At 36.3% G+C, this 21,079-nt stretch carries 20 protein-coding genes; 9 read left to right on the forward strand and 11 right to left on the reverse strand.

What is annotated here, in order from left to right; translation table 11 throughout:
• Nucleotides 1-15: 15 nt before the first annotated feature.
• From KPC_RS02350 to KPC_RS02360, 3 genes are all read right to left on the reverse strand, one after another.
• Nucleotides 16-462 (reverse strand): acyl-CoA thioesterase, encoded by a 447-nt coding sequence (locus KPC_RS02350; protein WP_121972828.1) that lies wholly within the window; start codon nt 460-462, stop codon nt 16-18.
• Nucleotides 463-605: 143 nt separating this feature from the next.
• Nucleotides 606-1,451 carry an OmpW/AlkL family protein gene (locus KPC_RS02355; protein ID WP_121972829.1) on the reverse strand — a complete coding sequence of 282 codons (846 nt, stop codon included), beginning with the start codon at nt 1,449-1,451 and terminating at the stop codon, nt 606-608.
• A gap of 249 nt (nt 1,452-1,700) precedes the next feature.
• Complete coding sequence (locus tag KPC_RS02360) at nt 1,701-2,861, reverse strand: iron-containing alcohol dehydrogenase (protein WP_121972830.1); 1,161 nt, start codon at nt 2,859-2,861, stop codon at nt 1,701-1,703.
• Nucleotides 2,862-2,981: 120 nt separating this feature from the next.
• Between KPC_RS02360 and KPC_RS02365 the strand changes: the two genes are divergently transcribed.
• The 4 genes from KPC_RS02365 to KPC_RS02380 are packed head-to-tail and all read left to right on the forward strand — an operon-like array spanning nt 2,982 to nt 6,701.
• Complete coding sequence (locus KPC_RS02365) at nt 2,982-3,494, forward strand: low molecular weight protein-tyrosine-phosphatase (protein ID WP_121972831.1); 513 nt, start codon at nt 2,982-2,984, stop codon at nt 3,492-3,494.
• 10 nt (nt 3,495-3,504) lie between these two features.
• On the forward strand, nt 3,505-4,539 hold the full coding sequence (gene murB, locus KPC_RS02370) for a UDP-N-acetylmuramate dehydrogenase (RefSeq protein ID WP_121972832.1): 1,035 nt from the start codon (nt 3,505-3,507) through the stop codon (nt 4,537-4,539).
• 6 nt (nt 4,540-4,545) lie between these two features.
• Entirely contained in the window at nt 4,546-5,673 is a 1,128-nt protein-coding gene (locus KPC_RS02375) for a YdcF family protein (RefSeq protein ID WP_121972833.1), read from the forward strand.
• Nucleotides 5,673-6,701: an alpha/beta hydrolase gene (locus tag KPC_RS02380; protein ID WP_121972834.1), complete on the forward strand. Its 1,029-nt coding sequence runs from the start codon at nt 5,673-5,675 to the stop codon at nt 6,699-6,701. Before KPC_RS02375 ends, KPC_RS02380 begins: the two co-directional genes overlap by 1 nt.
• An 86-nt stretch (nt 6,702-6,787) precedes the next feature.
• Here the strand turns inward: KPC_RS02380 and KPC_RS02385 are convergent, their stop codons facing one another.
• From KPC_RS02385 to KPC_RS02400, 4 genes are all read right to left on the reverse strand, one after another.
• A complete protein-coding gene (locus KPC_RS02385; protein WP_121972835.1) occupies nt 6,788-8,458 on the reverse strand; it encodes an FMN-binding glutamate synthase family protein in 1,671 nt (556 codons plus the stop codon).
• Nucleotides 8,459-8,648: 190 nt separating this feature from the next.
• Nucleotides 8,649-9,815, reverse strand: coding sequence for a ribosomal protein uL16 3-hydroxylase (locus KPC_RS02390; RefSeq protein WP_121972836.1), 1,167 nt, complete (start codon nt 9,813-9,815; stop codon nt 8,649-8,651).
• A gap of 99 nt (nt 9,816-9,914) precedes the next feature.
• On the reverse strand, nt 9,915-10,508 hold the full coding sequence (locus KPC_RS02395) for a Maf family protein (RefSeq protein WP_121972837.1): 594 nt from the start codon (nt 10,506-10,508) through the stop codon (nt 9,915-9,917).
• The gene (locus KPC_RS02400) at nt 10,508-10,891 is read right to left on the reverse strand and encodes a DUF2237 family protein (RefSeq protein ID WP_121972838.1); all 384 of its coding nucleotides are present in this window, start codon (nt 10,889-10,891) and stop codon (nt 10,508-10,510) included. Before KPC_RS02400 ends, KPC_RS02395 begins: the two co-directional genes overlap by 1 nt.
• Nucleotides 10,892-11,032: 141 nt before the next feature.
• Here KPC_RS02400 and KPC_RS02405 point away from each other — a divergent pair, with 141 nt between their 5' ends.
• The 5 genes from KPC_RS02405 to KPC_RS02425 all read left to right on the forward strand — a co-directional run bounded on the left by KPC_RS02405 (nt 11,033) and on the right by KPC_RS02425 (nt 15,984).
• Nucleotides 11,033-12,220: a phosphoglycerate kinase gene (locus KPC_RS02405; protein ID WP_121972839.1), complete on the forward strand. Its 1,188-nt coding sequence runs from the start codon at nt 11,033-11,035 to the stop codon at nt 12,218-12,220.
• 133 nt (nt 12,221-12,353) lie between these two features.
• Complete coding sequence (locus KPC_RS02410) at nt 12,354-12,632, forward strand: hypothetical protein (protein WP_121972847.1); 279 nt, start codon at nt 12,354-12,356, stop codon at nt 12,630-12,632.
• A gap of 128 nt (nt 12,633-12,760) precedes the next feature.
• Nucleotides 12,761-13,798, forward strand: coding sequence for a class II fructose-bisphosphate aldolase (gene fba, locus KPC_RS02415; RefSeq protein ID WP_121972840.1), 1,038 nt, complete (start codon nt 12,761-12,763; stop codon nt 13,796-13,798).
• Nucleotides 13,799-13,877: 79 nt separating this feature from the next.
• The gene (locus KPC_RS02420; RefSeq protein ID WP_121972841.1) at nt 13,878-14,729 is read left to right on the forward strand and encodes a DMT family transporter; all 852 of its coding nucleotides are present in this window, start codon (nt 13,878-13,880) and stop codon (nt 14,727-14,729) included.
• A gap of 190 nt (nt 14,730-14,919) precedes the next feature.
• Nucleotides 14,920-15,984, forward strand: a complete 1,065-nt coding sequence (locus KPC_RS02425; RefSeq protein WP_121972842.1) for a hypothetical protein — start codon at nt 14,920-14,922, stop codon at nt 15,982-15,984.
• A 50-nt stretch (nt 15,985-16,034) separates the two neighbouring features.
• On the opposite strand, the gene KPC_RS02430 is transcribed toward KPC_RS02425, so the two are convergent.
• The 4 genes from KPC_RS02430 to KPC_RS02445 all read right to left on the reverse strand — a co-directional run bounded on the left by KPC_RS02430 (nt 16,035) and on the right by KPC_RS02445 (nt 20,808).
• Nucleotides 16,035-17,057, reverse strand: coding sequence for a Csu type fimbrial protein (locus KPC_RS02430; protein WP_121972843.1), 1,023 nt, complete (start codon nt 17,055-17,057; stop codon nt 16,035-16,037).
• On the reverse strand, nt 17,048-19,495 hold the full coding sequence (locus KPC_RS02435; protein WP_121972844.1) for a fimbria/pilus outer membrane usher protein: 2,448 nt from the start codon (nt 19,493-19,495) through the stop codon (nt 17,048-17,050). Before KPC_RS02435 ends, KPC_RS02430 begins: the two co-directional genes overlap by 10 nt.
• A 7-nt stretch (nt 19,496-19,502) precedes the next feature.
• Nucleotides 19,503-20,210 carry a fimbrial biogenesis chaperone gene (locus KPC_RS02440; protein ID WP_121972845.1) on the reverse strand — a complete coding sequence of 236 codons (708 nt, stop codon included), beginning with the start codon at nt 20,208-20,210 and terminating at the stop codon, nt 19,503-19,505.
• 67 nt (nt 20,211-20,277) lie between these two features.
• Complete coding sequence (locus tag KPC_RS02445; RefSeq protein ID WP_121972846.1) at nt 20,278-20,808, reverse strand: Csu type fimbrial protein; 531 nt, start codon at nt 20,806-20,808, stop codon at nt 20,278-20,280.
• Between the last annotated feature and the right edge of the window lie 271 nt (nt 20,809-21,079).

Here is a 21,079-nt window from a genome sequence, read left to right on the forward strand (position 1 = left end):
TTCAAAGCCAAGAATTTATAAACTGGCATTAGGGCTTTCATATGTTTTTAAGGCATCCCGCATTTCGTCTGGAATCGGGGTGCTTTTTCTGGTTATGCGATCAACAAAAACATGTACAAAATGTCCTTGAGCAGAAGCAGACTCAGTATTGTGTTTGAAAATAGCCAGACTATAGGTCAAAGATGAGTTGCCGATTTTATCGATAGAAACACCAACTTCAATAATTTCAGGATAAGATAACTCTTGAAAAAAGCTACAGGCAGAGTCAACTACCAGTCCAATGATTGTTGAGTGATGAATATCAAATCCTGTTTTTTCAATCAGTAATGCATTTGCAGCAGTGTCAAAATAACTATAATAAGTCACATTATTAACATGCCCGTAAATATCATTATCCGACCAGCGAGTTTGAATTGGAAAAAAATAATTAAAATCTTGACGGGTTTTTATTTGAGGTTTCATATTATTGCTTAAAAATAATTATGGAAATTAAGTTTTAAAATATAGTATTTGGAACATAAAATCAATTGAATATTTAAATAAGTCAGATCATAAAAAAGACCATTAAAAACTTAATGGTCTCAGATTTTCTCTAACTTTTTAGATTAGAAACGATAACCGATACCTAAATAAGTGACGATCGGGTTAATCTCGATATCACTTTGACCAGAGAGAATAGTTGTTTTTCCTGCGCCTGGAATTGTGCCAGTAACATTGAGTTTTGCTTTAGTTGAGAGGTGTGCATAAGAAACTGAAGCTGTAGCAAACCAGTCTTTAGTGATGTTGTAATCAACACCTATTGTTGCAACTGGAGCGACAGCATCATCAACTTTAACCTTTCCTAACGTTGGTTTTACATCTAGTTGTCCACCAAGTTGAGGGTATAATGCATTAACCGCACCATTGATGGTCTTAGAGAGTTCACCATTAATTCTTGGATCGGTTTTAACATCCGAGAAGTGTGCATACATTATACCAGCACCAACGTAAGGGCGGATTTTATTATTGATTGAACCAAAATGATAACGACCAGTAAAAGTCGGTGTATAAGCATCTGTGGTTGCTGCTTTGGAGTATTTATCTAAGCCAACAACTGGTTTACCAGCTAGAGTAATATTATTTTTACCTGAAAGTTCCATTTCAGGTGGTGCACCAAGAACTAGTTCCAAAGAAACATTATCATTAACGAAATAATCAAGCATTAAACCGCCAGTATCTGCATCTTCAACTTCAAATCCAGCACTTGGAGATGCTGCAGTTACATTTGCCATAGATTGCAATGCAGGTGAGCTACCAGTTTTACCATATACTCCTTGTGCACTACTCTGAGGCATGATGTGTAACCAACCAGCAGATATACCAAAAGTTTTACCATCTGATGTAGCCGCATGAGAGAAGCTGGCAACTGCTAGTAACGTAGCAGGGACAATAATTCGTGCAACCTTTTTCATAATAATTATCCTAAATTAATAAGTAGAAAATCCTTGGATTGCGCGAATATTAGAGTAATTAGTTTAATTTTAAAACCTCGAATATTTAATTTAAATGAACGCAATCGTTCAGAAAAAAGGTTAATTTTGATAAATATATTTATTTACAGTGGGTTAATAATAATGGGCAGCTATCAAAAATTACAAAAAATAATTTTCAATAGCTTGTTTCTTGAACGCCATTATTTTTGAGCTAATCTATTGATAAGGTTAAGAATAGATCGATTTATAAATATTTAAGGCATCATCAGTATGCATTTCACGAGGATTATTTTGTAATAATCTGGTTTGAAGCATGGCATCTTGAGCAAGGACTTCAAGTTTGTTCTCGGGAACATTTAATTCTTGCAGTTTCAGAATCAGACCACTTTGGTCAAGATGTCGTTGCATGTGATCAATAAATAAATCACATAAACCATCAATGCTACCTTTGCTGAATGGATCTAACCATTGCATCAATTCAGCATATAAATGTTTTGCATTTGGTGCATTAAACTTCATAACCTCAACTAAAACCAGTGCATTTGTATGACCATGTGATAAATGGAAATGTCCGCCTAAAGGATAGGCGAGAGCATGAACAGCTCCGACTGGAGCGTTTGCAAATGCCTGACCAGCAAGCATTGAGCCGACCAGCATATTTTGTCGGGCGTTCAAATCCGAACCATCATCCAGAACCAGTTTTAGGTTCTTGTTGAGTAATTTGAGTGCTTGCTTGGCAAGCATATCGGCATAGAAGTTTTTTTTATTTTTTGATGTATAGGCTTCGATGGCATGTACCATGGCATCAATGCCCGTTGCAGCAGTGATATGCGCTGGCAAGCTTTGAGTAAATGTCGCATCCAGAATTGCTATATCAGCGTATAGTACAGGTGACACGATTCCTGTTTTTGTGGTTTCACCTGTGGTAACAATCGAAATCGGGGTAACTTCTGATCCTGTTCCAGCCGTAGTCGGAATGAGAATTAAAGGAAGACGGGGTGCTTTAGCATTATTCACACCATAAATATCCTGAAGACTTTGTTGCTGTTCGGGATCAGCTAAGATAGCAATCACTTTGGCAACATCCATAGAACTGCCACCACCAAAACCGATTATCACATCAACTTTTTCATCCTTTGCAAATTTGATGGCGTCTAATACAATATTTTCTGCAGGATCAGCTTGTACATCAGAGTAAATCACGTAAGGTAGCTTGAGCGTGTCAAGGATTTCGAGAATTGGTAAATGAAGATTATTTTTCAGCATACCAGCATCAGTCACAATGAGTGTTTTAGTATAAGCCCCATCTCTTAAAATGTGATTTAATTCCTGTATAGAGCCAAGACCAGAAATAATATTGGAGACGGTTTGGAATTGAAATTGACTCATATGGTTTATCCTTGATCTTTCATCATAAATTAAACATTATTGTTTTACTGTTCTATAGGATTCAGTGTTTAAATAACTTAACATAAGAGACCATAAAAGAAATCTGTTTTTGAGGTACTTATGTCATCCCAAACGCCATACAAGGTGTTATGTGTCTGCTTAGGTAATATTTGCCGTTCACCCACGGCTGAAGTGATTTTGCAGCATTTTTGTGATGAGCATCAACTCAATGTCACAGTAGATTCGGCAGGTACAAGTAATTATCACCCGAATGCGGCACCAGATGCCCGTAGTCAAAAGCATGCTAGGCAACGAGGTTATGATTTATCCATGTTGCGTGCACGTCAAATAAAACTTCAAGATTTTATTGAGTTTGACCTTATTTTAGCGATGGATCATGAAAATTTAAGTGATATTCATGCCTTGCATCATGTGGCATTGAAAACCTATGGTGATATACAGGTAAAAGCTCAGGTTTATCTAATGAGTGAACATGATCAGGATTATCCAAAACAGGCATTGCCTGATCCGTATTATGGCGGGAACTCTGGATTTGAACGTGTCCTTGACCAGTGTGAATCCAGCAGTCTTGCATGGGCATTACAATTAAAACAGCAACTTGGACGTAGATAAGGTTACTTTAATGGAAATTTTAAATCAGGTTCAACTCCAACCATTTAACACGCTAAATCTAAATTCAATTGCCTCTTACTACAAAAAAATAAAATCTGATCAGGATATTGTTGATGCGATTAGCTTTGCTGAAAAACATCATCTGAATGTGTTGGTTCTCTCTGGTGGCAGTAATGTTTTGTTACCTGAATCTATAGAAGCTCTGGTTATGCATATGGATATCCAAGGCATACAACAAACTGCTGAAGATGAGACAACGATAACACTTAAAGTTGGAGCTGGTCAGAAATGGCATGATTTTGTGTTATATACGACAGAAAATCATATGTATGGTCTGCAAAATCTGGCTTTAATTCCTGGGTTTGTAGGTGCATCACCCGTGCAGAATATCGGTGCTTATGGTGTAGAGGCGGGTGACTTTATCGAATCAGTGCAGGTATATGATCGCATTGATCGGCAGTTTAAATCTATTTTGGCGAAGGATTGCCGGTTTTCGTATCGACACAGTATATTTAAAGAACAGCCAGACCGTTATGTCATAAGCCATGTTACTTTCAGATTATTAAAAAATGCAGATTTAAAAATCCATTATGGTGATTTAAAAGCGGCAGTAGGCAATGACCTGACTGCTGAAAACTTGCAGAAACAGGTAATAATGATCCGTCAAAGCAAGCTACCTGATCCCAAAGAATATGCCAATGTTGGTAGTTTTTTTAAAAATCCTGTAATTTCTGAATCTGAGTTTGAAAGTCTGAGAAAATTACATGAAAATATGCCGCATTATCCTCAGGCGAATGGTCAGGTTAAAATTGCCGCAGGTTGGTTGATTGAGCAATCAGGCTGGAAAGGGAAAAAACTGGGTTCAGTAGGCATGTTTCATAAACAGGCATTGGTTTTAGTAAATTACGGTCAGGCTGCATTAACAGATGTAAAAGCTACATATCGTGCAGTACAAGCTGATGTCTTTAAGAAATTTAACGTGAATTTAGAGCCAGAACCAGTATTATTTAATACAGTTGGACAAATTCAATCACATACGAGATAACGATTTATGAAACAGCACTGGATGGTTCGTTTAGTTCGGATGGTTGCCATACTATTCGTACTTTTCGGCTGTTTCATTGTTTTTCTGTATACACCTTTTTATTCAAATTTGATTGTCAAAACATTAAATACTTTTGTTCCTGTTAAAGTGGATAAAGTGGCTGCTAAAAGTCAGGAAAAAGCAGCACTTACAGAAGTTGAAAACTATGAACCTGGTTCTGATCTATGGATTGCACGTCAGGCATATCTGAATGTTATGGAAGAGGCAATAAAAACAGAAAATTCACAAGACCTCACATTATTGCATGCACGTTATCGAGATTTGCAAAAGAAAATTCTTGAAGAACAAAAAGAGGATGACAAGGATGAGAAAAAGCCTTCCGTACCGTTATTATCTCCAGAAAATCCGGATGATCAGCAAGAAATTTCAGCACCAGATTCAGCAATAACTGTTCGGGAACTGCTTGAATTAAATAGTGATGATAACAAGGAGCAAATGAAGCAATATATTCATTATTTAAAAACCCATAAAATTGAAAAAGAGAAAGAAGAGCCTATAGATAACCAGATTTATCAGGATATTGCATATATTCATGATCAAAATACAGAAAAAACTAAAGATGCAGATCAACCTTATGCCATAGTGGTTTTAGGTGGAGGTTTAACCTTAGATAAAAACCAGAAAGATATCATTGTAAATAAATATACAAATCTTAGGCTTGAAAAAACTTTACAAGTTGAAAGTAAAACACATTTACCTATTGTATTGAGTGGGGTAGAGTCACCTTATATGCAGGCTTGGCTGGCAAAACGTGGTGTAGATGCTAAATTACTAGAAAATAGAAGTATGAATACTTGTGAAAATACAAGATTCAGCTCTCTTTTATTACAAAAACAGGGTGGAGCTCCGACAGTGTTATTGATTACTGATCGCTATCATATGCCAAGAACACGAAGACTGTTTGCTCTTAATGGAATTGAAACGATTCCTGTTGAAGCCCCAATGCCAACACAATTGACAGCATGGCAGCCGAGTGAAAAAAATTATGATCATAGCCGCCGTGCAAATTATGAATTACTTGCAACGATTCGAGACGTACTTTTTGGGTCTAGCGGTTGTCGAGAGGTACCCTAATGCCAGATATTCCATTTTTAAACCCGACAATACTAAAACAACTAGATTTACCTATACCAAATCGAGATGAGACACCAAATTTACTTGAACCTTTAAATTTAAATAGACCTTTTGTTGCCTCAAAAGAAATACAGGCATATCAGCGTTTATACGGTCTAGATCAATTAGATGCAGAACATTGGCAAGGCTACATAGAAATGCCATTGTTTAAATTGCATACTCAGATTTTTAAACCTAAAACCCAACATATACAAGGTACTGTATTTTTATTGCATGGTTATTTAGAACATAGTGGAATTTACCAGCCTATTATTCGTGAAATTTTGGATCAGGGATTTAGTGTTATTACTTATGATCTACCCGGGCATGGTCTAAGTAACGGTTCACCTGCAAATATCCAGAATTTTGACCATTACCAGCAAGTTTTACATGCAGTATATCACTATGTAAAAAATGCAGATCAGTTGCCTAAGCCTTGGTTAGGTATTGGACAAAGTACAGGTGGAGCAATCTGGATGCACCATTTGCTCGAATATGCAGAGCAGCGTAAAAATCCGATTGTGGAAAGAGTATTGTTATTATCACCACTTATCCGTCCTGCCAAGTCTGCATGGTGGCATAACTCTATAGGGCTCGGCATTATTCGCAGAATAAAACGAGAAGTGCCAAGACATTTTAGAAGAAATAATCATAACCCTGAGTTTTTGCGTTTTGTCCGATTAAAAGACCCGTTACAACCTAGAATGATGGGAATGGACTGGATTTTGGCAATGTCCAAATGGATGCAGGAAATGGAGGATCGACCAGCTTGCCGGATTCCTGTGTGGTTAGCACAGGGTGCTCAGGATCAAACTGTGGATTGGCGTTATAATATTGAATTTATACGTAAAAAATTCAGGCTGCAAACCTTGCTCATGCTGGAAGAAGGTTCTCATCAACTTATCAATGAAAGAGCTGATATTCGTGCTGCTTTAACAGGGTTGATTCCTGCTTTTCTACATGCCCAATCTGCAGGGGATTATTATTAGAGCTGGATGATAGTTTTGGTCAAATATGATTTAAACACTTTTTGAAAAGGTATTAAGCTAGAGTTAGCCTAATACCTATCTGATATTTAAAATTTTTCTGCTGTTGCCAGATTCCACATACGATAATAAAAGTTTTCATCATCTTTTTCTAAGCAATTCAATAATTCATTTTTCTTTAAGAAAAAGTGTAATTGAGCATAGTTTTTTATCTCGCGGTCATTTATACGTTGAGCTAAATGATGTGGTTTAATTTCCGCAGGATGAGATAACCCAGCAGATGCGATTAGTTCAGATAAGGCTTTAAGAGTATTTTTCTGAAAGTTAAAAACCCGATCAGCTTTGCTAGGAACATCAATGGCTTTTTGTCGCTGAGGATCTTGTGTGGCGACCCCTACAGGGCATTGATTGGTATGGCAACTTTGGGCTTGGATACAGCCGACAGCAAACATAAAACCACGAGCACAGTTAATCCAGTCAGCACCTATTGCCATTGTACTTGCAATATCAAACGCAGTAATAATTTTACCGCTAGCACCTATTTTAATTTGATCTCTTAAACCTGCACCAACCAGAGTATTATGTACAAAAAGCAGACCTTCTCGCAGTGGTGTTCCCATATGATTCATGAGTTCTACTGGAGCTGCACCAGTTCCACCTTCGGAGCCATCAACAACGATAAAATCAGGAATGATTTTTGTTTCCAGCATGGCTTTAACAATACCCATAAATTGCCATGGTTGTCCCAGGCAAAGTTTAAAACCAACAGGTTTTCCATTGGAAAGTTCACGTAATTGTTTAATGAACTGCATCAGCTCGATTGGTGTTGAAAATGCAGAGTGTTTTGCCGGTGAAATACAATCCTCATCTTTACTTACACCACGAATTTGAGCAATTTCATCTGTAATCTTGTCTTTAGGCAATATACCACCGTGTCCAGGTTTGGCGCCTTGTGAAAGTTTAATTTCGATCATTTTAATTTGAGGAAGTGCTGCCTGTTTTTTAAATTTTTCAGGATCAAATTGCCCGTCTAAAGTTCGACAGCCAAAATAGCCACTGGCAATTTCCCAAACAATGTCTCCACCATTTTCCAGATGATAGGGGCTTAGACTACCTTCACCAGTATCATGGTAAAAATTACCCATTGCAGCACCTTTATTGAGTGCGCGAATTGCATTAGCACTCAGACTCCCAAAACTCATCGCTGAAATATTCATAATTGCGGCGCTATAAGGTTGGCTACATTGCTCATTACCGATTCGAATCCGAAATGATATTGGATCAGCAGGCTTGCATGGAGACATAGAATGTGTCAGAAAACGGTAATCTTCTTGGTAAACATTGATGATTGAACCAAAAGGTTTGTCTGCATTTTCATTTTTTGCACGCTGATAAACCAGACTGCGTTGAGCGCGTGAAAATGGTAGCGCATCTTCATCTGCTTCAATAAAATACTGGCGAATTTCAGGACGGATTTCTTCAAAAATAAAACGGAAATGTCCAATTATAGGGTAATTTCGCAAAATGGAATGATGGCTTTGGATGACATCATAAAAACCAACCAAAGACAGTATAGTGCTCAACAGCCAGATTACATTTAAAAAGGTATCTGAAAAGAAATAATAAATAATATGGGTTTCATGAAAGAAGATTATCCAAGTCAGGTAAATTGCAATAAAAATACATAAAAACCAAACTGAATGACGGGAGAAAAAGGTATTCAAGAGTTTGTGACGTATTGATTGAGCAGGACTTGCCATTGTTAATATTATTCCATTGAATTCAAGCCATAACAGTGCCAATTTTAGAGTCAAATCTCAAGTGATGATTTGTTAGATATGAGAAATGTTCTGAATTATTATTTAAAAATGATCATTATAATACTTGATATTTATAATAAAAATATAGGGATTGAACAAGCCTGGAATTTAGACTTGTTCAATATCGTTTCTAAGCTTCTTCAGGTGGTAACAACATTAAAATAGATTCATTGAGAAGTTGAACAACATCTTCCAAAATATCGTCATGATGGAAAGACTGATCAAAAGCAAGTGTCTTACCATCAGCGATATCTTGAAGTTTGGCTACAAAGTCTTCAGAAATACAGAGTTCTTCGCCGTTTGCCCAAAACAGAATTTCACTATCTTGTTCTGTATAGAGCAAACGTGAGGCTGGTTCTAGTAAGATCTCATAGCCATCATTTAATATTTCAATTAAATCTTGAGCTTCTAGCTCATCAGGTTCAGGGATATTATCTGGATATTTAGGTTCTGACATTAGACACATGATTGCATCATCAAGTTCATTCGAACTTTGTAATTGATTCAGAATTGCTGTTTTTAGATAGCTAAGTTCAGCTTGCGTAACCTCACCGATCTGAGAGGTTTTATCCCTGATAATATCAACCAAAGGATTCTTTAAAAGGACATTGTCTGCAAATTTATCACTCACGCGATCCATCATGGTTGCTACATTTGGCATGCGAAAACCAAATGAGAAAGTCAGGCAATCATCTTCTGCGACACCGTAGTGTGATAAGCCAGGCGGAACATATAACAAATCACCAGGATTCATTACTTCATCAAAATGAACATCCATTTCTGGTAAAAGTTTCAATGGCTGGTTAGGTACAAAAGCAGTATCAGCATCACACATTTGTCCTAGTTGCCAACGACGGTGTCCATAACCTTGTACTAGAAAAACATCATAAAAATCAAAATGTTTTCCAACAGAACCACCTTTGGGAGCATATGAAACCATGATGTCATCACGACGCCATTGAGGAATAAATGGAAATTTTTTCCAGAGTTCAGCCAAATCGAAGGAATAATGATCTACTGCCTGTACCAGTAAAGTCCAGAGTTTAGGCATTTTTTGGAAATCACCTTTAATGAGCGGAGATGATTTTACTGACCATTGATTTGGATCTTTATCTTTTTGTTTAATCAAACGCGCACTAACATTTTCTTCTAATGCCAGTTCTTTTACATCATCAGGTTCTAAAATATTGATAATTTCTGGTAGGGCATTACGAACCAAAAGAGGTTTCTTTTGCCAGTATTCTAAGAGGAATTGTTCTGCAGTGATTCCACCCAGAACATCAAGATTTTGTGACATAAAAATAGCCTAAGTAAATATATAAATTGCTTTAATCTATCATTTTGGATATGCCCCAAATCATATCTCAGGTAAATGATAAATAAACTATTTAGAAAATTAAGGAAGGAGAAGTTTAAGTTGACGTAATATATTACATAACTGGATCATTGGCATCCCCATAAGTGTGGTTTGATCCTGACCAACCATTTGTTCAAATAAACTGATTCCCAAACTTTCACATTTAAAACTGCCAGCACATTGTAGTGGCTGGTCTATTTCAATATAACGTTGAATTTCATCTATAGAAAGATTTCTAAACTTTACATGATAATGTTCAACTAGAGTCTGTTCAAAACCTGTTGAATATTGCTGCACACTCAAAGCCGTACTGAAATATACATTTTTTCCCGAGTTAGCTTGAAGCTGCTGGACTGCTTTTTCGGGAGTTAATGGTTTACCGATAAATTCTTGTGGTGATCCTTCTCGCCAGGCAACCTGATCTGATCCAATAACAATTGCATTTGGATGCTGTTTGGCAATGAATCTAGCTTTTTCAAAAGCCAAGCGTTTTGCTAAATCATCCGCATGCTGTTCTCCGAGAGGAGACTCATCAATATCTGGGGAGATACAGCGATAATTTAGCTTCAAGCGATTCATCAATTCTTTACGCGTCTGACTACTCGAAGCTAGAATAATTTCAGGATTTGACATTAAACTGCATATTCCATAATCACATCAATCGGAACATAAGAAAGCATTGCCTGATGACAAGCTTGAGCCTTAAGCGGTGGAGCGACACCAGCTTCGTAAGCTTCTACCCAACGTGTCACACAAATACACCAGAAGTCACCTGGTTTTAAACCTGGAAACCCAACTTCAGGCAAAGGTGTAATCAGATCATTTCCCGTTTTTTGAGAAAAATTTAAAAATTCAGATGTCATTTGTGCACAAGCCGTATGTTGTCCTAAATCTGTAGTTGCAGTATGACAAAAGCCGTTACGGAAATATCCAGTAATCGGATCAAAGCAGCAACTGGACAAAGGCTCACCCAGTACATTTAAGCGGTTGATATTGGGATCAGGATGTATGCTCATAAGTGATTAAATTTCCAAAGTCGATATATATGATAATCAAATCTCAATATTTCTACAGCTTTTCTACAAAAGTAGCTAACCTTTTTTAGCATAATCATTTAGAATCTACGCGAAATTTTATATCTATAAAGAGAGCAAGACATGAATTTTCAGCGTATGACTGACCTAGATTTATCAGGTAAGCGTGTCCTTATTCGTGAAGATTTAAACGTTCCTGTTAAAAATGGTGAGATTACCAGCGATGCACGTTTACGTGCAGCATTACCGACAATTAAAGCAGCCCTGGAAAAAGGTGCAGCGGTAATGGTTTATTCTCATTTAGGTCGTCCAGTTGAAGGTGAACCGAAAGCAGAACAATCATTAGCTCCTGTTGCAGCTTATTTAACTCAAGCTTTGGGTCAAGAAGTTAAACTTTTGACTGATTATTTGGATGGTGTGGATGTTGAACCTGGTCAAGTTGTTTTACTTGAAAACTGCCGATTTAACGTGGGTGAAAAGAAAAATAATCCTGAACTTGCACAAAAGTATGCAGCACTTTGTGACGTTTTTGTGATGGATGCATTTGGTACTGCACATCGTGCTGAAGCATCAACTGAAGGTGTTGCACGTCTGGCAAAAATTGCAGCCGCAGGTCCACTTCTTGCAGCAGAGCTGGATGCTTTGGGGCGTGCGCTAAAAACTCCTGAAAAACCAATGGTAGCAATTGTTGCTGGTTCTAAAGTTTCAACCAAATTAGATGTCTTGAATTCACTTTCTGATATTTGTGACCAATTGATTGTTGGCGGTGGTATTGCGAACACTTTCCTCGCAGCAGCGGGGTATAATGTTGGTAAATCGCTCTATGAAGCCGATTTAGTTGATACGGCAAAAGCTATTGCAGAAAAAGTGTCAGTTCCATTACCAACAGATGTTGTTGTCGCTGATGCATCTGAAATTAATTTTGATGACTTCTTGGGATCATTGGCTAAGGCAACAGCTGTAACTAAAAATGTTGCAGATGTTGCAGACAATGACATGATTTTAGATGTTGGTCCAGAAACAGCTAAAGCATTTGCAGAAATTTTAAAAACGTCTAAAACCATTCTTTGGAATGGTCCTGTAGGTGTATTTGAAGTTGACCAATTTGGTGAGGGTACAAAAACACTTTCACTTGCAATTGCTGAATCTCAAGGTTTTTCTATCGCTGGTGGAGGTGATACCTTGGCAGCGATTGATAAATATAATGTTGCAGATAAAATCGGTTATATTTCTACAGGCGGTGGTGCATTCCTTGAGTTTGTAGAGGGTAAAACTTTACCCGCTGTTGCTGTATTACTTGAGAGGGCATAATTTATTGTTTAAATTATGACGAAATAAAGAAAAGGCTGACCTCTATGTCAGCCTTTTTCATGATTAAGTCATCAAAATGTAATATATCTGCAATAAAATTATGACTATTAAATCACCGATTTTGGGAAATGTGATGAATTTAAAACTTACACTTGCAGCAGCGCTTGTAGCCTCATTAACTTTATCAGCTTGTTCAAAACAAGAAAAAGCGCCAGCATCAGAACAGACTTCAGCTTCAGAAGCACCTGCTAATGATTCTAATCAAGTGACTCCGGAACAACAAAAAGCAATTGATGCTCTGGATAAACCAGTTTTGGATGAAAAGAATAAAGATGTTCCAACAGAGATATCTGAAAAACCAGCTGATGCCGCTACTCCTGCTAACGATGCAGATGAAGTAGTAGCCAAATAATCAGACTAAATGTTGATATTTGTTAAAAGTCCCTGCCAAAGCAGGGATTTTTTTTGAAATTGTCGTAATTGTTGCTGAATTGAAATAAATCACAGGTTAGAATATGGCGCATTACCTGGGAGGATATTATGGCACTTATCTCATTGCGCCAGCTCTTGGATCACGCCGGCGAACATAGCTATGGCGTACCAGCGTTTAACGTAAACAATTTAGAACAAATGCGCGCAATCATGTTAGCCGCAGATGAAACCAATTCACCTGTTATCGTGCAAGCATCCGCAGGTGCTCGTAAATATGCAGGTGCTCCTTTTTTACGTCATCTTATTTTAGCTGCTGTTGAAGAATGGCCACATATTCCTGTTGTGATGCACCAAGACCATGGTACAAGCCCAGATGTATGCCAACGTTCTATTCAATTGGGCTTTAGCTCTGTGATGATGGATGGATCATTAGGTAGTGATGGCAAAACACCAACATCTTATGAATATAATGTTGATGTCACCCGTCGTACTGTTCAAATGGCACATGCATGTGGTGTGTCTGTTGAAGGTGAAATCGGTTGCCTAGGTAGCCTTGAAACTGGTATGGCTGGTGAAGAAGATGGTGTTGGCGCAGAAGGCGTACTTGATCATTCACAGCTTTTAACTTCGGTTGAAGAAGCACGCCAATTCGTAGCTGATACCAACGTAGATGCCTTAGCAATTGCGGTTGGTACTTCTCATGGTGCGTACAAATTTACTCGTCCACCTACAGGAGATATTTTGGCAATCGACCGCATTAAAGAAATTCATGCGGCATTACCAAATACTCACCTTGTTATGCATGGTTCAAGTTCTGTTCCTCAAGAGTGGTTGGCAGTCATCAATGAGTTTGGTGGTGACATCAAAGAAACTTACGGTGTACCTGTCGAACAGTTAGTTGAAGCGATCAAACATGGTGTACGTAAGATTAATATTGATACTGACTTACGTTTAGCATCAACAGGCTCAATTCGCCGCTTCCTGGCAGAAAAACCAAGCGAATTTGATCCACGTAAATATTTTGCTGTATCTATTGAAGCAATGAAACAAATCTGTGTAGATCGTTATACAGCATTTGGTACGGCTGGTAATGCAGATAAAATTCGCCCGATTTCTTTAGAAAAAATGGTTGACCGTTATAAATAATTTTAGGATTGTTTATACTCAAAAGCCCACATCTTGTGGGCTTTTTCTTATCATTCTTTGTATAAAAATAGAGTAAGAGATGGAACTGATATTTGCTTCCGCATTTTGTAGCGTGGTTGTTTCAATCCTTTTAAAAACTTGTAAATCAAAAGGTTTTGATATATTGCAAATGATTGCATGGAATTATGCTGTTGCTAGTATTTTATGCTTTTGGTGGTTTAAACCTGATTTAGCTCATATTTCTATTGCTCATACACCTTGGTGGTTGGTTATTGTACTGGGGGTGATTTTACCAGCTATTTTTTTATGTTTGAGCAAATCACTTCAAACTGCAGGGATATTGAAAACTGAAATTGCCCAGCGCTTATCTGTCGTGTTATCCCTGTTAGCTGCATATTTTTTATTTAAAGAGCATTTTAACCAGATAAAAATGGCAGGCATTGGCTTAGGGATTGCTGCTGTTATTTTTATACTTTTTTCACATGCACGTACATCGGGTAAAGCGACATCAATAAAAGGTATTCTATATCTACTTAGTGTTTGGGGGGGATATGCACTAGTAGATGTATTATTGAAATATACGACTAGTCTGGGCATGCAGTTTTCAGTCACATTGAATTTGATATTTATTTTTTCTTTCCTATTATCAATCGTGTATCTATTCATTCTAAAAACAACCTGGAATTTTAAAAGCTTATTTACAGGTATTGCACTAGGTATTTTAAATTTTGCCAATATCGCTTTTTATATCAAGGCACATATGCTGTTAAAAGATTCTCCTGCTATTGTTTTTGCGGGAATGAATATTCTGGTTGTTATCTTTGGAGTCTTGGCTGGGCTATTTATTTTTAAGGAAAAAATTAAATTGGCTACAGGATTAGGCTTATTATTTGGTATAGCAGGGGTAGTATGCTTAGCATTGGCAATTTGATAAAAATGAATTAGTTTTTTGGGAAAATGATAAATTAAGATTCGTGAATTTTCATTTAAATTGTTGAAAGTAATTGTTATATTTTATTGTTATTCAAAATTCTTAATAATGTTTTTTATTTCGAATGATTCTATTCTTCGAAATAGAGTTATTAAATATTTAATAATTTATAATATTTTATGGGGTTGAAATGCCAAAATTTAAAAGTTCTCTTTTCATGATATCTTTGAGTTTTGCTCTGGTAGCTTGTGGGGGAGGAGGGAATAGCTCTAGTCCAATATCAAATAACCCTACTGAAGTAAGTATAACATGTAACAAGGGAATCCCAAGTAAAACATCTGGATTAACGAATATAGGTTTATATGTAGAGCCTTTATATTATTTAGATGCTATTTATCCAGTGAAATATGATGATACAGGTACACAAACAAAGATTTTTTTAAATCTATACGAAAATAGTTTAACGAATGGCATTTTATATGAAAAATTAACTCAATTAAATAATATAGATATTGGTCCCGAAATATTTTATAAAAAATTTTGGCAATATGATGTAACAGGTCAGGGGATATTTACTCATAATGATTTTTCTAGCACTAATTTAGGCTGGCCTGTTTCATATGTTTCAAATATTTCGGACCTTTCAATTAATCTAAATGACTCTAATGATCAATGTAATTTTAATTTAAAATCTTCTGAAATATATTATGAGAAGGTCGATTTATCAGGAAAATTAATTTCTAGTGTATTAGAGCCTGATGCTAATATTAAGTATTATGGTTATAAATATATAACGAATCTGTTAGAGATATTTTTAACTAGTACATCAAATGATGAAGGTAAAAATTATAAAAAATTTAGAGATAGTCAAGTGGTCTTTCCTCAAGGCTCAATTGTTTATGTTCCTACGAGAAATATAATACATGATAATATTTTCTATTTTAAAGATTTAACGGCAACTAATTTTAAGACCTTGAAAGAATGGTCTGATGATGCATATCCTAATCATACAGGGGACTGGGTTGAAGAAAGGGTATCGGAGGAAGTAAGCGTTTATTACCATAAAACTCAGAATGGTGATCTGGATTATGAAACGGATCCTGCCATTTTATATAAAGGTCTTGTTTATGATGGAGAGTGGGACCCTAAAGGTGATCAATTGAAATATGATAAATCAACAGGTCAATATACTCGTTTTAATAAAATAGCAATAGATGCTTTAGCCAAACAAATTAAAGAGATTTATTTGGATTAGTGATTAAACTTTAAACAAAAGACACTTATAAAAGTGTCTTTTGTTTTTTACTAATAAGTGACCGTAACAACAACTGAATCAGTATAATTTCCAGATCTGGATGCAATATTTGTTCCTTTAGGAATTTTCCCATAGACAGAAGTGTTCTGCGCATTACCTGTTCCAGTAAGATTAACTCCTCCTGCACCTCCAACAGAGCTACTTCCAGTATTTTCCCATACCGTTGAGTAACTACTGTCTTTATAGAGTTGATAAGGGATATATTCGCTATTAGTATTGGCCATCCTGCGAAAACCACCTGAAACACGATTATTGCCATCACCTAAATAAATAGAATAAGGCATAGAAACATTACAAGTAGTTGAAATGGCACCTTGGGCTAAATAATCTTTTTTGGTGATACCAATATCTGCAATATTGCCAAAATCAACATTTGATGTTGAATTGAGCTGGCATAAGGACGGAACGATATAGTTCGCAGTTAAAGTTGCATTTCCTGAATCCCAGCCACCACCACTGTTACCTTCACAAACAGAAGATGAGTTTGCCTGCATATCCCAATAGAGTTGCACATTGCCTACATAAGTCCCTTTGGGATAAGCGAAAAGAGTACCCGTTCGGGCAGGGACTTTAATGCTAATTGAATAATTAATTGATTTGTTTGTATTTGTTACTGTTGTGCTAGGACCATACCATGTATTTGAAGTAAGGTTGGTTGTATTCCCGGCGCCGCTAATCGTACCCGTTACAGTATAAGGCATACTTATACTATTATTTGCAGTTGTAGTTCCAGTAAAAACTGCTTTCATACACATATATTTAGATGTGCCAATATTGTTGGAGTTATCTGTACAAGTGATAGTTCCAGTATAATTGATAGTTGCATCACTATTAATGGTTGTTGCAGTATAGTTATAGCTAGAACTTGTTGTACCTGAAATAGTACAAGCGGCATGTGCTTTATTTGCGACCATGAAAATTGTGAATATCAATAATAATGCTATCCAGCGTATTGCTAGATTATTACCAGCAATTGCTTTAAAAATATTGGGAAAATAGATATTTACTGACATATGAATGGTCCCAATTTTTTTGTTGTTACTATATCTGGTTGATAATCAAAATGAACGGTACATGTGCCTTTATCCAATAAGTCTATTTTTAAAGTATTCATTTTAGATAAATTTTGAACATATACTTCACCATCATAACCAACAATCGCCATTTGTTGTTGATTCACATTAACCTCATACCCGGTTGCTATTGGCTTTTGATTTTGATCTACAATTTTTACCAATCCAGATACTACCTGGCGTGCTCCAAAATCAACCAAAGTACCTTGTCTGAAACCTGTGACAGTAATTTTTTCAGTAGAATTCACATCCCAATTTAATGGTAAATACGTTGGGTCAACAAATAAATGATGTACCTGATATGGAATAAGATTTGAGATCAGAAAGCGGCCTTTGCGATCTGTTGAACCCAAATTTACACCGCCATTTAAAATTTGGCTTTTAGGTCCTGCATTGGTGATAATGGCGTAACCATCACCGATTTCATTTGCTGCAAACACCCGACCAGCTGCGGCAACAAGTGAACCTGATGCTGAAATTGCAGTTTGATTAATATCAGCATATTGGCTATATCTTGCAGTTAAATATGCAGGTCGTGAACGATAAGTGATATAGGCCGAACTGTTGTTTTGTCCATTTTCGATATGTTCAGTGGATGCCCCCCAACCCAGAGCTCCAATATGGTCAGTTGTTAAGCCATTAACTTCTTGACGATAGCTGATGTTTCCACTGTCATTTGAAATGCTTGAAGTAGCATTAAATTTTGTAGATGGTGTATAGCGTAATGCAACGTAAACACCATAATTATGATTTTGATCAAAGTCTTTATAAGCTGATGCGTACAAGCTCCAATTTTTAGAAATACTTGCATTGAAGTTGCTAGATAAAAGTGTATTGGTATTATCTTGATATCTTAATTGGTTATAACCCACAAATAATCCATAGCCAGAGAGGATATTATAACTTAAGCCAGCACGGATGATTTCATTTGCAAAGGCACTATAACTTAATAATTCATCGCTATTTAACTGATCCACATGATATTGTTTTTGATAACGAATATCTGAAACACGTGCTAAGTCATAATAATTATCAAATCTATGTTGGTAACTGCTGTTAAATGAAATATCTTTGCTGATACGACCTTCAAATCCAATAAGAGTCGAATAGCCTGTACTGTTTTTATATTTGCTTGCTGCAAAGTCAGCATTAACGACAGCTATACCAAAGATATTTTTGGCGAAACCTGCACCTGCATTATTTAAACCATCAGTGGTTGCTTCAAGAGCTCCACTTAGCGTAAGTGTCTGGCTATAACCATAGCGAATAACGCCTGAACCGAACAAAACATTATGGTCATAATCATTGGAAAATGTACCATAATTATAGCGGGGTACACCTAGATCAACAGAGAATTCATTGATACCTTTTGCCAAAACTTTGGGTGAAAAATAATAAGCTTTTTTGGTGATTGTTTGTTGGCCCGTGGCATCCGTTGTTACCAGCGTGACTTGATTCCCTGATATATAGGGGAGCTGTTTTAGATCAAATGGTCCTGAGGGGATTAGACCAGAATAGATTTTTTGTTGGTTTACAAATAAATCCAGACTTGATGGTAATGCCGCTGAGCCTGAAAACTGTGGTAGAGCAGAAGTGATGATATCTGCTCGTTGCGTATAGGCACTAGACCATTGAATACCTGCCAAATATACACTATTCCCCCAGTCTGGGCTGTTAGAAATAAAATCACCGATGGTATATAGACGAATCTTGATGGGATCAATATATTGCCATTTTGACTGGAGTCTAACTAAGCTGTCATGTTTATAGCTGGTTTTATGGTCATTGTTATATAGAAAGCCAGATGAAAACGTACCGATTTGGCTATTAAAAATTGCATCGGCACTTGCAGAAAATGAGTTCTGATTTTCTGTAAGCGTATTATATAAATTATAATTTAAGATCGCAGCGTTTAATGGCCTTGATTTTAAAAGCTTATCATTAGTGATATCTTGACCATTCAAATTGACAACATAGCTATCAAGCTGTGATAAAGCGACGTCAAGCTTTAGTATTTGTTGATTCTGATCGTAATTGTAACTAATCCCAGTCAGATCTTTCAGACAGATTAAACTATCATCTGGTGTACTATCTGGAAGTTTGATCCTGATTGAACGTAGATCTTTTGCTAAAATATACAGTTGCGACTCGCTATCCTGTTTTACAGAAAGTAGATCACTACCTATATTATTATTATTGATCACGACATTTAAAAATAGTTGCGTATATTTGTCAGTTTTGTTCAAAATCAAATCAGAATTTGTATTCACAGATGGAATATCTGGAACAGTGAAATTGGTACTATCGGTTAATGGCTTTGCGAAAGTCATATGAGCAGGGATAGTAAATATATAGAAAATTCGAAAAATTGCTTTCATAACGATGTTAGAATTTCATCGCTTTGCCATTTACTGTGGCTGAAATTGTATATTTATGCCCGGATTGATAGTTAAAATTATTTAAAATGCTATAACTTTTTGACTTACCAGAGAGAATATAACCATTTACTGTATTTACTTTGATCGGAAAAGAAGTATGTGCTGTCTCATCATTGACTATTAATTCATTCAATAGTGCATGACGAGAACCTGTGTTATTGATTACAACATAGGGAATATTTTGATCAATTTGAATGCTTCCGGTGATGCTTGTAATAGCATCTTTATTTACAATAAAAACAGGTAACGAAGATCGCAAAAGTACATTTAAACCCTGAGATGCTTTTCGTGAATCAACTGGTTTAGGTAATTCATCGACGATGATGCGATAGGTTTTTTCACCTGAAATAGTATTGGGCTGAATCCGGACTACACGTAAATTATATGAGTTTGTTGGTGCTAATTTCACAAAAGGCGGGCTGATAACAATATCATCAGTTGGTTTTAGTAGATCTTTTCCATCTTCTTGAAGCCATTCGAAAACACGGATTTGTAAATCGGTACTATCACTAGATTGGTTATATAAATTGATTGATGTTGCAGTTTGATTATCCAGCATTTCAATTGAAACAGGGGATAGGCGAATAGAGGCAGCATTAGTTTGTATTGTAAAAACAAAAGCACTTATTAAGGTGAATAAAATATTGGTTTTCATATCATGTACCTAATGCTGGATGAGCTAGCTCATAGTCATGAGCTAGCAAGTAAGTTTATACTAATTTTTAGTAAGTTACTGTTAACTGCACAGTATCAAGGTAAGTACCAACGCTTGGTAACTGGGTACCAGCCGGGATACGACCGTAGATATCATAGGATTGTAATGCACCAGTACCACTACCAGCCTGAACAGTGCCGCCGACATTTATCGCAGTTGCATATTTAGAATCAGAATATAGATTATAAGGAATCAATTCAGTACCAGCAGTTCCACCAATCATATTTCGCTGTGATGCTGCAGCATTTTTGCCGCCATCAGCAGTAAGTGTCCATGAAGTGCCATTGTTGCAAAGAACGCCAATTTTGGTTCCATCGGTACTAGAGGTATTTGCATCAACATTTGCAGCAAAACTGTTTTGAGTACCAAAGTCTAATACAGCATTAGTTGTTGTACCTGTGGCATTGGTATTTACAGCACAGCTTGCTGTTATTGTTGCTTTAACAGTTAAAGTGCCAGTTGCATTGGCTGCTAAAACTGTTTCAGTTGTCATAATGCTTGAAGAAACTAAAGATAAACAAAAAATAAATTTTTTCATGATCGGCCCTATTAATGGTCATGAGCTAAATAAAAACCAACTTCACTAACAGAGCAATTTCAGTTTCTATACAAAAAAATAGTTGATCTGTGTTTGGTTTGGCGGAATATACATAAAAAAATTGATGAATATCACTTTTTTTTAAAAAAACAATAATTGTGTTGGAGTGATCGGTTGTACAGATTGTTTAATTATGTTTATTATTTGTAATATTTTTAAATTATTGACTTTCATCACATATTTTCGGTAAATATCACTCTCTCCTGTATTA

The organism is Acinetobacter stercoris (assembly GCF_900323515.1).
Lineage (GTDB): Bacteria > Pseudomonadota > Gammaproteobacteria > Pseudomonadales > Moraxellaceae > Acinetobacter > Acinetobacter stercoris.